This is a genomic window from Microvirga sp. HBU67558 (assembly GCF_018069605.1).
Taxonomy (GTDB): domain Bacteria; phylum Pseudomonadota; class Alphaproteobacteria; order Rhizobiales; family Beijerinckiaceae; genus Microvirga; species Microvirga terrae.
This window is the reverse complement of record NZ_JAGPUP010000562.1, coordinates 142,000-155,618: the sequence shown is the minus strand read 5'-3', so window position 1 is coordinate 155,618 and position 13,619 is coordinate 142,000. Positions and strand designations below refer to the sequence as shown.

General features: G+C 62.9%; 9 protein-coding genes. 1 reads left to right on the top strand and 8 read right to left on the bottom strand.

The window, feature by feature from the left end:
- From KBI52_RS30845 to bcsN, 7 genes are all read right to left on the bottom strand, one after another.
- Positions 1–1,437: a protein-glutamate O-methyltransferase CheR gene (locus KBI52_RS30845; protein ID WP_210812703.1), complete on the bottom strand. Its 1,437-nt coding sequence runs from the start codon at positions 1,435–1,437 to the stop codon at positions 1–3.
- Positions 1,437–1,943, bottom strand: coding sequence for a chemotaxis protein CheW (locus KBI52_RS30840; protein WP_173949431.1), 507 nt, complete (start codon positions 1,941–1,943; stop codon positions 1,437–1,439). Before KBI52_RS30840 ends, KBI52_RS30845 begins: the two co-directional genes overlap by 1 nt.
- A 97-nt stretch (positions 1,944–2,040) precedes the next feature.
- Positions 2,041–4,155 (bottom strand): tetratricopeptide repeat protein, encoded by a 2,115-nt coding sequence (locus KBI52_RS30835; RefSeq protein WP_210812702.1) that lies wholly within the window; start codon positions 4,153–4,155, stop codon positions 2,041–2,043.
- A complete protein-coding gene (locus KBI52_RS30830) occupies positions 4,146–5,168 on the bottom strand; it encodes a glycosyl hydrolase family 8 (RefSeq protein ID WP_247654742.1) in 1,023 nt (340 codons plus the stop codon). The genes KBI52_RS30835 and KBI52_RS30830 overlap by 10 nt, the downstream gene beginning before the upstream one ends.
- 71 nt (positions 5,169–5,239) lie before the next feature.
- Positions 5,240–7,807 (bottom strand): cellulose biosynthesis cyclic di-GMP-binding regulatory protein BcsB, encoded by a 2,568-nt coding sequence (locus tag KBI52_RS30825; protein ID WP_210812701.1) that lies wholly within the window; start codon positions 7,805–7,807, stop codon positions 5,240–5,242.
- Between the two features lie 9 nt (positions 7,808–7,816).
- Positions 7,817–10,012, bottom strand: coding sequence for a UDP-forming cellulose synthase catalytic subunit (gene bcsA / locus KBI52_RS30820; protein WP_173949428.1), 2,196 nt, complete (start codon positions 10,010–10,012; stop codon positions 7,817–7,819).
- A 158-nt stretch (positions 10,013–10,170) separates the two neighbouring features.
- The gene (bcsN, locus tag KBI52_RS30815) at positions 10,171–10,959 is read right to left on the bottom strand and encodes a cellulose biosynthesis protein BcsN (protein ID WP_210812700.1); all 789 of its coding nucleotides are present in this window, start codon (positions 10,957–10,959) and stop codon (positions 10,171–10,173) included.
- A 507-nt stretch (positions 10,960–11,466) separates the two neighbouring features.
- Here bcsN and KBI52_RS30810 point away from each other — a divergent pair.
- Positions 11,467–12,654 (top strand): multidrug effflux MFS transporter, encoded by a 1,188-nt coding sequence (locus KBI52_RS30810; protein ID WP_210812699.1) that lies wholly within the window; start codon positions 11,467–11,469, stop codon positions 12,652–12,654.
- Here the strand turns inward: KBI52_RS30810 and KBI52_RS30805 are convergent.
- Positions 12,645–13,541, bottom strand: coding sequence for a LysR family transcriptional regulator (locus tag KBI52_RS30805; RefSeq protein ID WP_173949425.1), 897 nt, complete (start codon positions 13,539–13,541; stop codon positions 12,645–12,647). The two genes, KBI52_RS30810 and KBI52_RS30805, sit on opposite strands and share 10 nt — an antisense overlap.
- Positions 13,542–13,619: the final 78 nt, after the last annotated feature.

The window sequence follows — 13,619 nt, the reverse complement described above, 5'->3', positions numbered from 1 at the left end:
TTATCTCCGGGACTTGGGCGGCTTTGCCGCTTCGAGATGGATGCGGACCAGATTGCCTAAGTCCCGAGCTGTGAGGCCATCCGCCTCCTCGAGCGGCCGGTCATCGGGCATCGCTGCCGCAATGCGGGCGGCATTGGTCAGAGCACGCCGGGCGGGATCGGATCGCCCCTCCGCAAGCAGCAGCAGTCCGAGATGGTAGTGAGCCATGGCAAAGCTTTTAGCGAGGTAGATGCATTTAAGGAAGCTCTTCTCGGCAGCATCGGGTCGCCTCAGCGCCTGCAGGACGAGACCCTGATAGAAGTGGAGGACAGCGTTCAGGGGCTGAGAGGCAATGGCTTGCCGGCACAGAGCATCGGCGGTTGCGAAAGCGCCGCCGTTCGCGCGGGCTCTGATCTCGTCCAGCAGGGCTTCCGGGGCTGGGCCCGTGGAGGTTGCAAGGTGTCTCGACGTCGTAGGGGTAGGGCGTGGCGGGGGCTGCCGTTTCGCGTGTTCGGCGGGCTTCGGAGCCGGGAGGAGCGGCACCCAATCCTTCAGAACTTGCCCGGACGGAGCAGGAGGTGGCGGAGGCGTGTCGCCTGAGCGGAGCCGGTAGGCCACTGTCCCTGGCAGATTCAGGGTCTGCATCATGGCCGAGAACGTCGGATTCGGCTCCGCGTGGCCCAGCAGCATCCAACCCTCCTCGGAGAGGCGGTCGCGTAGGGCTTCGACGATCCGGATCACGGTATCCGGATGAAAGTAGATTAGGACATTGCGGCAGAGGATCAGGTCGAAATCAGTCAGTTCCAGGGACGAGGTGCCGTCGAGCAGGCTCAGGAGATTATGCTTTTCGAACCGGACCAGGGAGCGGAATTCAGGCCGCACCTGCCACAGGTCCTTTCCGGCGTCCAGGAAGTAGCGTTTCCGCTCGGGAGCTGGCATCGACCGAAGCGCCCATTTTCCGAACTTCGCCTGCTTGGCAAGGTTGAGGAAGCTGTCATTGATGTCCGTGCCGATGATGCTGACACGCCAATTCACGAGGTTCTCGCCGAGAATCTCGTTGACCAGAATGGCTAGAGAATAGGGTTCCGCCCCGGTCGAGCAGCCTGCACTCCAGATCCTCAGCCGTCGCGTAGCGGCTTTCCTCCCGATGATCTCGGGCAGGATCGTCTCGCGCAGTGCCACAAACTGCTCCGCGTAGCGGAAGAAGAAGGTTTCACCGATGGTGATCTCGGTTTCCAGCTTGGCCCATTCGGCAGAGCCGGAGATGGCGTCGGCCAGGAGACTGAGATACTGACCTGAATTGCGAAGGCCCGTGGCGCGCAGGCGCTTGCGGACGCGCTCCCAGAGCAGTTCGTCCTTGTCTTGGTAATAGAAATGCCCCGTGCGCTCGATGATGCGGCTTTTCAATTCAGGAAAGCCGGCATCGATCGGCGGGACGGCGGAAGCGCGTACGGCCATCAGGCCGGAACCACCCATTGACCGAGCCGGTTCTGGGCCTGGCGTCCGAGCTCTGCCAGAACCTGCTGCTCCTCGGCGAGGAGGATGCGATCAACCGAGAGCAGATGGACGAGATGCCCATCCCACGTAACCTCTGCCTCCACGCAGCCGTTGAGGGACCCCTCTTCCCGGATGGGTGAGACCTGAGACGTATCCACGCTGGCCACATCGAGAACCCTGTCCACGAGGAGCGCAGCTCCCCCTGATGCGCCGAGCCGGTCGATCAGGACCAGATGGCGATAGAGATCCGCCTCGGGGCCATTTTCGCTGGGCTGAAGTCCGAACAGAACGTCAAGGCGGAGTACAGGAACCGCGTGACCGCCCAGGTTGAAGAATCCTGCTACGGGGCGCGGCAGGACCGGCGGGCGCCACAGGTGCGGCAGCGGCAGGAACTCGCGTGCAGCGGTCCGGTGCAGGGCACATGCGATGCCACATACGTCGAACAGGATGATCTGCAGGTTCGCCATGGATTCGGATCGATGAGGGAGGGCGGAGAGGGCAGGAGCCCATTCGACCGTTAGATAGGCGTAAACCTCGGCTAGACAACCGCCTGCGCCCGACCCGCTAATAGCGCATCTGGCCGGTCACTTCGGCGATGGCATTCAGTCCGGCGGCGGCTTCCTCGGAATAGCCGGTTTGCTGAACGGCACGGAAAACCTTTTCCGCGTCGACGTAGCGACCGAGCTTGAGGTAGGACCAGCCTCGAATGAGCAGAAGATCGTTCTGCTCCGGAACGATCCGGGCCCGCTCGCTCAGGGTGAGGAGAGTTTCCACATAACGTCCGTCGCGGTAGGCCGCTAACGCTCGCTGCGTCAGGATCGAGGCGCCCAGTTCCGCGCGGCGCTCCCGCGTCTGCGGTGCTTCGGCGGCAGCGATGGCCGCTTCGGACGTCAGGTTCTTGCGCAGGTATGCGAGGGACTTGCCGTAGGCAGCCTCCTGGCGGGTGCGGCTGCTGCCGGTGGTGAGGGCTTGATCGAAGGCAGCCACGGCTTCCATGGGTCGGTTGATCTCCATGAGGCACCAGCCGCGGGTGAGGGCAGTGTCGCCTGTCAGCCCGCCGGGATTGCGCGTCATGGCGCAGTTGCGCCCGAGGGCAGAGCGGGCCTGGGTCTGCCTGCGGCGGACATTGACTTCGGTGCGGGAGAAGGTCTGCTCGGTCTCGACCCGGTCGGCGGTCACCTGACGGGACTCCGGTCGAGGCTGAACCGGCGGCGCGGCAGTCTCGACCGGCTGTGCCATAGGAATCTGCGCAACAACGGCAGGCTGCTGTCCGGAGGGCGTGCTGACCCCGTTCGCAAGGTCCGCGATCCGCTGCGAGCGGCTCCGCCATTGAGCGACGACAGCGTTGAAGCCCGCCCGGTCGTTCACACGCTGGGTCGTGAGAGCCAATCCATAGGCGGAAGGCTCGTCGTCGGCCTTCCAGGACAGGGCTGTCCGGAACCAGTCGCGCGCCGTGCGGATCTGCTGGGTGTTGTAGGAGTACCAGCCCAGGGCCTGTGCCGCGTCGGGGAAGCGCTGAGCCGTGACAACCGGGACGATTCGTGCAAGCACTTGCGGTTCGAGGCGTGGCGGCGGGTCCTGGCTGAGGAGCGCCGTGGCCACGTCGAGATAGATCTTCATGTTCTCGGGTGCACGCTCCCGCCATTCATAGGCGAAGGCTTCCGCATCCGTGATCCGCTCAAGGGCCCGCAGCGTCATGGCGTAGCCTTCTGCTGCCTTGGTTCCCCCGTTCCGGTCAAGGGCCGTCTTGAACAGTTCGAGGGCACGGGCGGGATTGCCATGGTGGTAGTTGTACCATCCGAGGATCAGCACGGGGCCGGCATCGCTCGAGTTCTGGATCAGGCGCTCCATCACGCCGAGATCCTCGGCCGAGGCGGTTGCCTTGCTGTCGAGGGAAGCCCGCTCGACACGGCGACGGGCCAGTTCGTCGCGGATGGAGCTGAAATCGTCCGGTGACTCGCCCGTCTTGCGCTCGAACTGGAGCAGAGCGGCCACCTGTGTCTCGGAAAGCAGGGTCAAGGCCTTCTGCAGGGTTGCCAGGCGTTCGCCCGGATTGGCGCAATTCTGCAGGAGATAAGTGTAGACGTCCCTCGTCCTGTTCACTTGGTCGGTTCGTGCGAAAGCTTCAGCCACCCGCCAGAGCACGTCTACGTTGACGCAGGTGAGAAGACTGGGCGCTTCCGTGGCAACTTGCAGAACCGTGCGCCACTGGCCCGTGTCCGACGCATTGGTCAGGCGGCGCCGCGCCTCGACCGTCTCGAGGGCGGCGATCAGTTCCTCCGGGGGCTTCCAGTTCGAGTCAGTAGTCTGACGCTCTGCGATTGCAGCGCGGACCTCGGCGATTCGGTCTTCGCGATAGAGGTTCCACAGTCGCTCGATGAGCGGGTCGGGTGCCGCGGCGCCGGGATTCCCCGAGAGCTGCGACAGGTCACTCGGGGGTGACCAGTTGGGGTAGAGCGCGCGCAACCGTGCAATTTCCGCGTTCACGCGGCGGGTATCGCCCTGCGATGCGAAATAGCGCAAGGCGGACTCATCGACCTGCGGCTGAGACCCGTTTGCGGGAGGCGACGGCGGCGCTGCGGCGGGCGGCTGATTGCCGTCCGACCCCGTCTGCTGCGCGATTGCCGCGAAGCCCAGGATCGCGACCGCAATCGTTATGGCGCTGCCGACTAGACGCATTGCGGGTATTTTTCACCAAGCAGGGATTTGGCCAACAGATACAGGGTCGACGGATAATAGAGGCTCGGCTCGAAGGTCTTCAGCGAATCGGGAACAGGTGTTCCGTCCAGCGCACAGGCGAGGGCTGCAGGCAGAATGGCGTAACCCTGATCGGTCAGCCGCTCCCGGATCTGTCCGGTCACTACATTGACCACGGCAACCCCTTCGTTCTCCGCAGACCAGCGCTGCTTGAGAGCCCTCAGCCACTCCATGTCAGTCATCCCTGCTCTCAACAGGTAAAGCGGTATCCTTAACGAGTTGTAACCGAACTCGGGAGGAAAACCATCCGCCGGCTGGGGCTGAAGTCCGTTCTGGAGCGAAATCCAGTCGGTTGGGAGCCTGATGCGGCCCGAGGTCGCCTGCTGCAGCAGCATGACCCCGTCCCTCCAGACGCGGTTCCACTCGTATTCGGGTGCGAGGGCCGCAAGGACAGGAAAGGCTTCGAAAACCCAGTAGGAGAGGTTCACGACGGGGCCATCGGGACGGTCGCCAGGGCCGAAGCCTTGAACGCCCGGCAGGAGGACCAGGGATCGCCCGCTCCGGCTGAACGTGCTCTTGCCGATCGCCTTGGCGAGCTTCTGCGCGGCTGTCGTGTAGCGGGGCTCCTGCCAGGCGGATCCGGCCTTGGCCAACGCGTAGGCGATGAGCAGATCGCCGTCGGAGGCGTTGTTGCGATCGGTGACTCGCGGCTTGCCCGCAGGATCCCATTTCCATGCGGCCAGGTTGTCGTCCCGGATGAGAAGTTCGGTGAATGTGAAGTTCCAGATTTGCTCGAAGGAGCGTCGGTCGGCGGCCGCCAGGGCAAGCAGCAGCCCGTATCCCTGGCCCTCGCTGTGACTGATATTGCCGTTGGCCGTATCGATGACCCTTCCGGTATCGTCCACGAACCGCGAGCGATAAGCCTCCCAGTCCGCCGGGGAGATGCTCCCCATGACGTTCAATGGCTGAACTGCAACGCTCTGGGACGAAGCCATCGACACCATCAGAAAGGAAAGGGCGGTAACAAGGCAAGGCAGGAGCAGAGCGAGCGAAGGCAGCCTGTTCCTCATGAGCGGCGCCCCAGACGGTTCAGAAGCAGGGAGGTCGCGATGCCCAGGAACGTACAGCAAGCCAGCAAAAGAAGAGCGTAGGGGAGGATGTTGGCGGACATCCAGTTCGCCGCTACGAGACGCAGATTCGTCAGTGAGGGTGGCAGCGTCTGCACGAAACGGTAGTCCTTGATCGGCTCGACCTGCAGCTTCATCTCCCGAGGTTCGAGAGCCACGGCCCGGCCTGCGACCTGGGACCAGACCGTCGGATTGGCCAAGCGGGCCGTTTCGGCCGCAAGGCCCTTATCTGTCCGGGCCGTCACGAGGGTCCAGACCCCGGATGCTTCGGTGCGGCTTTGCGCAATGAGCAGAGACGCGCGCTGCGGCGGTTCATAGGGGGCCTCGCTGCGCTCATCCAGCGCCAAGGAGCCGAGGGAGAGGCTGAAGGTCCTCTCCAGCCAGTCCTGCACCGTACCGATTGTCTGCTGAATGACGCCGCGCCGTTGGAACGTTTCCGACCAGCGCTTTCGGACTTCGTCGGTTGAGGCCGCAGCGATACGGTCCGGAGAAGCCTGGGAGGCGGGAAGGCTGAAATCTGGACTGGCCGTCTGCTGACCGGCCTTCTCGCCGACCGCCGGCGTTGATGGCCAGATCATGCGCAGATGTTCCGACACCTTCACGCGGTTGAGCAGACCTGCCGGGATCTGATCGACGGCGCCGATGAAGAGCACGGATTCGTCGTCCGCCGATGCAGCGTTGGAGAACTGCGCGCGCACCGGCGCGCCGGCGCTGCGCGCCATGCGGGCAAGCAGGGTGCCGGCTGCGGAATAGTTCGGAGGGTCGAGCCGGGCTAAAACCACCGTCGTCGGAAGGTCGTCGTCCGGAAAGTGACCTGCGCTCATGACGGCGAGGTCCGGCAGCCGCCCAATCCGCCCATAGGTCGGAAACTCGAGCGTGGTCGTATCGAACAGGACGAAGCGGTTCGCCTCGGAGAGGGTTTCTCCCGGGGCGCAACGCTCGTCCGCGTCCGTCAGCAGGATAGCCTCGATGGTGATGTGGTTGAGCCCCGACTTGAAGTTCCTGAGAGGCACTCTGATCTTGTGCCGCCGGACGATGTCTCCTTGCGAGGTGATCGTCATCTGCGTGCTGATCATGCCGTTGACGAACACGTTGACATGGCTGCCCGGACGCACGGCTGACGTATACGCCGCATCGAGGTTCAGGATAGCCTCGCCATATTCCGTGGCGTAGAAATCGGATGGCAGGTTGATGGAAAAGCCGGTCTTCAACCGCCGTCCTGAGAATTCCTGCGTCGGCACACCCAGATCCGCGAAGCGGAAGGATTGCGCACCGAAGGCGGTCGGAACCTCCGGCCATTGCCACGAGGCGGTGTCGATCATGCCGCGTTCGGTCCGCGTGGCATTGATGCCTTTCGTGCCAACGATGCCGATGGCGGTGTCCAGATCCTGCCAAGTCGGCCCGGACACGACCAGGGTCGAGCCCAGGGAGCCTGTCTCCTGCATCATCATGGTCAGGGGCTGGATCATGGCGGCATCCGGCACGCCTGAAATCAGGCCGCGCAACTCGCTGGCCAAGCCCATGGCGACCTTGATCGTGCCGATGGGGGACGGACCGGGATCGGCTTCCACCACCTGGATCACAGGATGGGCATAACGTCCGCGCAGGGCGACGAGCTGTACGAGGCGCAGCAGCCGGTCGCGGACCTCCGGGCGGTAGATCTTGGGGGCGACCACGCGAATTGTCGTCACGCCTGTGTTGTCGACGCCGACGGCCGGCAGGTCGTCCAAGCCGCGCAGCGTCTTGGTCGCGCCGTCCGCGAAGACGAGCTTCGTGGAGGCCGAGTCCACGTCCGTCCAGAGCTCGTAGGTGGCCTCGATCGTGCAGTCCGTCCTGTGGCGCTGGAAGGCTTCCATCCGGATGATGTTCTGCCCGGCCCGCAGGAGACCGGGTCGGATCGAGGCCGTCATGTGCTTGACGTCGGTGGGCGACGAGATCGGCGTGTCGACGACCGATTCGCCGTTGATGGCGATTCTCAAGCGCGAGCCTTCGGGCATCGCCACGACGGCATTCTTGTAGCCGAGCGCGATGCTGGCGCCACTCGAGGCTTCATCCTGGGTGAGATGGAAGGTCCAGGATCGAGCATCCGTCTCACCCTCGAGGCGAATCGTCTCGAACGGAAGCACGGGACGTTCAATGCGGGCTGGATTGCGGACCGCTGCCGTTCCTGTTGCAGGTAGTGCGGCGGGTCTGGCGGGAGATGTTCCGGCCTGGGGCGGGGGAGACGCGGGAGCCGGACGTTGCGGGCTTACAGCGAACGGTGCTGCATTGCCGGATTGCGGCGCAGGCGCTGCTGTGGGAGGGGGCGAGGGCGACACGCCGGGCTGGCGCATCTCGAAGGGTGCCGCGGATGGGGCTTGCAGCCCGGGATCCTGCTGCGGCCCGGGCCGGATTGACGACGGTGCGCTCGGTCCACCGGGCGACATGCCGAAGGGGGCCTGGGCGACAACGTTCTGCGCGACCATGGCCTGAGCGGCCAGCAGAGGGAAGATCAAGACCCGACGCACGATAGACCTCTACTTGACGGCTGGAGCCACGGACGGCGCCGGAGGGTTGGAGGCGCCGATCCTCTGCAGGCCGAAGAAATAGGAGAGGCCTCGCCCTGTCTGATAGAACGCGACCATGAAGAACCAGAGCGTGCCGCGGAGGACACCGATATCATGGTGCCGGTTCTTCTGGAATTTGCTCCATTGATCGGCATTGGCGAAAACCAGATCGGCGATCATCCGACGATGTTCGGGCTTCTCGATCATGAAGCGGCAGCCGAGCAGCAGGCCCTTGTCGTCCATGCCGACCTTGCGGATTTCCATCGGCAGATGCTGGATCGGAAGGCTGGAGAAAGGCTGGAACTCGAGCGTGCCCGACGTGCCCTTCTTCAGCTTCGGCTCGGCGGAAGGCGGGACGTGAACCCTTGCGCCGCCGACGGAAACATCTTTCAGGACCGCATCGATGATCTCATCACCCATAATGAAGCGGCAGGGGCGTTCGACCCGGACCCGGTGGCTCTGGCGCCGTGTGGCCCGCTCCGACACCACGCCGAGGGCGCAGCCTGCGATGACGAGGTTGAGAACGTTCCAAGCGCCCGTCACCAGGGTGAGGTCGGCCTTGTAGGGCTCCGCCCAGACGCGGATGCCGGTGGCGATGACGCCCAGGATCAGGATGCCGAAAATGATGAAGTAGGGCGTTCCCAATTCCGAAACGCGGCTTTCCTCCATCGATTCGTTCTTCGCCGTGACCTTGAAGGTGGGTTTGCTGGGATTGGCGATCACCGACAGGACGGCCGGCAGAAGATAGATCGTCTGGATGTATTCATAAAGGTCCGAGATCCACGGCCAACGATAGCGACCGTAGAGATAGTTCTGCATCATGAAGTTCACCATCATGTAGGTGAAGGTGTAGGCGAGGAACTCGCCTCCGGATGCAGTGAAGATTTCGAGCGAAAAGAATAGATAGCAGAGCGGCGAGACGAGGAAGCAGAACCGCGAGAACGGAAACAGCCAGAACATGCTGCTCGACATGTAGCACAGGCGCTGCGAGATCTTCAGCCCGCGCTTGAAAGGCGGGAACTTGTAACGCAGGATCTGCATCATGCCCTGTGCCCAGCGCGAGCGTTGGCCGATGAAGCTGGCGAAACTGTCGGGCTGCAGACCCGCAATCAGCGGCTTGTCCACATAGACGCTCGTCCAGCCGCGGGAATGGAGCTCCAGGGCCGTCTCGCAATCCTCGGTGATGCTCACGCCGCTGAAGCCGTTGGTCTCCTGGAGAGCCTCGCGCCGAAGCACGGCGGCCGAGCCGCAGAAGAAGGCCGCATCCCACTTGTCGAGGCCGCGCTGGATCACCCCGTAGAACATCTCGTTCTCGGATGGCATCGTCTGGAAGGTGCCCAGGTTGCGCTCGAGCGGATCGGGATTGATGAAGAAGTGTGGGGTCTGAACCAGAAACAGGTTCTTGTCCGTGGTAAAATATCCGACCGTTTCCGTCAGGAAGCTGCGCGCGGGGGCATGATCGGCATCGAACACGGCCACCAGATCGCCGGTCGAGTGCTCCAGGCCATTATTGAGATTTCCGGCCTTGGCATGCAGGTTGCGTGCCCGCGTCAGGTATTTCACGTCCATGACGGCACAAAGAGCCTGCAATTCGGCCCGCCGCTCGCGAGCCTGCTGGGCCGCGGCGGCATTGCTCGAATTGCACTTTTCGTCCGTGCCGCCGTCATCCAGAAGCCAGACCGTAACCTTGTCCGAAGGGTACGTCATGGCTTTCGCGGCCGCCAGGGTCGTGGACAGGAGATCGGCGCCTTCATTGTAGCTCGGGACGAAGACGTCGACGGTCGGCAGGTTCTCCGGGTCGATCTGCGGCGCCTTGCGCGATTTAAGGGGGCTCGACACCACGAAAAGGCTCAGGAACAGCATCATGACGCTGTACATCTCGGCGAGATACAGCAGGAAGCCCGGGATGAAGCTCGCGACTTCCGTGATCGGCGGGATCGTGCTGGTGGTGCGCCAGAAAACGTAGCGCAGGACGATCGCCGTACCGAGAGCCAGTGCGATCAGGCGCCAGATGCCTTGGGCGCGGAAGAACTTGAGGATGATCATGCAAGCCACGACGGTGAGGCCCGCAACGAGATGTGCCTGGAGGCTGATGGGGAGAGCTACGATCGAGACGATCAATACCGCCGCCACAGCCCACAAGGCCACGATAAGACCTGCCCGCATCGTCTGGATTCTCAGCTAAGATGTTCGCGTGGGAGATTGCACGCTTAAGCCAAGACTAAAGTCGGGTCTATTAATATATCGCCAGTGTTCCTTAGGCCTAATGTCACAGCGGTAAATATAGTGTTATCCCACGCAATAACGTTATATGCATGCTCGTGTCACTGGGCGGGCGGTGGCGGGACGACCGGGAACCCGGCCGGCGGCGCCGCTTCCAAGGGAGCGGGGATTGGCGTGGCAGGCGCGACCGTATCCTTGTCGATAGCCCGCCTTGGCACGCCTGCAGGAGCGGACCGGCGGTTCTCTCCAGATTCGATCCGCCGGCGGACAACCGTCGTGCTTTCTCCGCCATCATTGAGGCCCAGGGGGTACATGGGTGCATCCCGTCCCCCGAAACTTGCCGGTGGCGAGGGCGGAGCTCCATATGGACTCCACGATTCCTGGCGGTAATAGGCTGCGATCGAGTAGCCGTAGAAGACCCGCAGTAGTTGATCGATGCTGGCATCTGCATCGCACAGACGCAACCGCACCGAGACAGCACCACCTGGCACGAAGATCGCCGGTTCGCCGGGCTCAATCCGCTGCCAAGCATAAAGGCACAGGTCGCCGGTGGCGGAACGTCCCGTGGCGAAGCCGAAGGGCCCAAACCTGTTCTGAACGTAGACCAGCGAGGTTTCCATCTCGACACCCGGGATCCGCTCTTCCATCTCTCTCTGAATGCGATCCGGCGTTAGGGTAGCGAGGGACAGGGTATCGGGAATTTCCATGCTACCGGAGGTATTGTTCAGCAGGCTGACATAGAAGGCGTTCTGCCCCGTCGTCCGTGAGGCTGTCGAGAGGGCGATCTCCTGCGAGAGACCATTCTGATATTGCTGCTGCAAGACAGCAACGACAGAAGGACCGCCAGGTGGCGGAACGACGACTGCGCGGGTTGCCGGAACCTCTGCCATGAGGCTTGCAAATCCCAGATCCGACCGGCCCGCGCAAGCGGCAACCATCATCAGAGCGGCACCAGCTGCAAGGAAATCTCTGAGCTTACGAAGCTTGACTGCGTTTCGACCGATGGAACCCGACCGTGATGCGGATCGCGAAACACTCAGATTCGTCTGATGCGAAGGGATCGAGGCGGTCATGAAGAACTTTGATAACTCTGGTGCCGGCCGCCCACAGGGACAGGTCGTTGCGGATCAGCTCATCCCACTGGATGGTTAATCAGCTATGACCATTCATGGTTAACGAACCGTAAGCATTATGGTCGAGCGGACTATAATCCGGCCGTCGATGACGACTGTCTTGAACCCACGCCTTGGAAGGCTTACAAGCTGCACGCCTCCGGTTCTCACGGCCCGAGGCGCTCTCGGGTCCCCTTTGCCCGCATTGCCTGACCCGTTCCTGCCGTGGGCGGGCCGTTTTCTCTATCCCGGCTCTCCGGTCGGGGCCTAGGAAAGCCGTTTTCCATGAAATCCGCCTTTTTGCGCAATGCGCTCGTCCTCGGCATGCTCTCGGCCGTCGGGCCCTTCGCTATCGACATGTACCTGCCGTCCTTTCCGGCCATCGCCCGAGAATTCCAGGTTGACGTCAGTGCCGTGCAGATGAGCCTGATGAGCTTCTTCCTGGCGGTCGCAGTCTGTCAGATCGCCTATGGGCCGCTCTCCGACCGGTTCGGCCGCAAGCCGCCGCTCTATTTCGGACTGGGGCTCTTCGTCCTGGCAGGTATCGGGTGCAGTTTCGCGCCGAATGTCGAGACGCTCATCGCGTTCCGATTCCTCCAGGGCGTCGGCTCCTGCGCCGCCATGGTGATCCCACGGGCGATCATTCGTGATCTGCATACCGGGCACGAGGCAGCCCGCCTGATGGCAACGACCATGCTCGTCTTCAGCGTCTCGCCCATTCTGGCGCCCCTCGCCGGCAGCACTCTGACGGCATTCTTCAGCTGGCGGGCCATCTTCTGGGCCATTGCGACCATCGGCCTCGCGGGTCTCGCCGTCGTCGTTTTCCTTCTGCCTGAAACTCACCGGTCGAATGCTGGGGGGAATGGCATCGCGCAGGCCTTCGCCACCTATAGAAGTCTTCTTAAGGACCGCCGTTTTCTGGGACTTGCCTTCATCGGCGGCTTCAGCCAAGCGAGCTTTTTTGCTTATCTTGCCGGATCATCGGTGATCTTCATCGAGCATTTCGGTCTGACGCCCTCGGCGTACAGCCTGGTCTTCGCCTCGAATGCCATCGCGTTCATCGGCAGTGCGCAATTCAACAGCTTCTTCATGAGGCGTTTCGGAGCCGAGCGGGTCGTGAGAACCGCCATCTCGGCCTTTGCTGCCTTGGTGATCCTGCTGTTCGTGCTCACGGTCCTCGGTGTCGACAACGCCTATATTCTATGGGGGCTGCTCTTCGTCTCCTTCGGCTGTCTCGGCTATGTCATTCCCTCGACCGCCGTGCTGGCGCTTGAGGAGCATGGCCCCGTAGCCGGCACCGCTTCGGCGCTCATGGGTACCCTGCAGCTCAGCACGGGTGCCGTGATCATCGTGCTGGTCAGCACCTTCTACAACGGCACGCCTCTCTCGATGGTCAGTGCCATCGTGGTCTGCGGAATAGTGGCTTTCACCTTGAGCTTCCGCACCATGAAGCCGAAGCGGGTCTATCCCTGACGGATCCTCTCCAGGATCCAGTCGCGGAAGGAGCGCAGGAGCGGCGTCTCTGCCTTATGCTCCGGATAGACGAGATAATACGCGCCGCCGCTGGCGAGAGTATGAGGAAACAGGATCTCGAGGCGTCCTGAGGCGAGTTCGTCCGCGATCAGGAAATGCGGAATGAGGGCGGCGCCTAAGCCCGCCGCCGCGGCCTGGGCCACCATGGCGAATTGCTCGAAGCGGGGGCCGCGCAGAGGATTACCGACCTTAGTGTCAACGCTGGCGAACCACTCCGCCCATGCGGTCGGGCGGGTGCTTTGCTGGAGCAAGGTGGCACGGGTGAGATCCTGAGGCGACAGCAGGCTTTCCCGCTGTCGGTAGGCCGGACTGCAGACGGGCACGACCTCCTCGGTCCTGAGAAGTTCGCAGACCGCGCCAGGCCAGTGCGGTTCGCCGAAGTGGATTGCCGCATCGAAGGGTTCGGCGGCGAAGTCGAAGGGAACGAGGCGCACGCCGAAATTGACCGTTGCGCCGGGGTGCCGGGCGAAGAAGTCGGGGATGCGCGGGATGAGCCAGCGCGTGCCGAAGGTCGGCAGGGTGGCCAGGTTCAAAACGCCGCTCGTCCCGGAAAGCGCAATCGCCTGATGGGTGGCATTGGAGAGTTCCGACAGGGTGCTGCGCACTTGGGAGGCATACATGCGCCCAACATCGGTGAGCACGACCCGCTGCCGGGAGCGGCTGAACAGCGAGACCCCAAGGGACTCCTCCAGCTGCTGGATCTGACGCGATACGGCGCTCTGGGTCAGGTTCAGCTCCTCGGCGGCTCTCGATACGCTGCCGTGGCGGGCCGTGGCCTCAAAGGCCAGGAGATTGCCCACATTGGGCAGAAAGCCGCGACGAAACAAACCTTCATTCCGTTTCAGAATAACCTGCTGCGAAGATGTCGATTTACATTTCCCCTGTCCAGCGCGATTTTGCCGCTC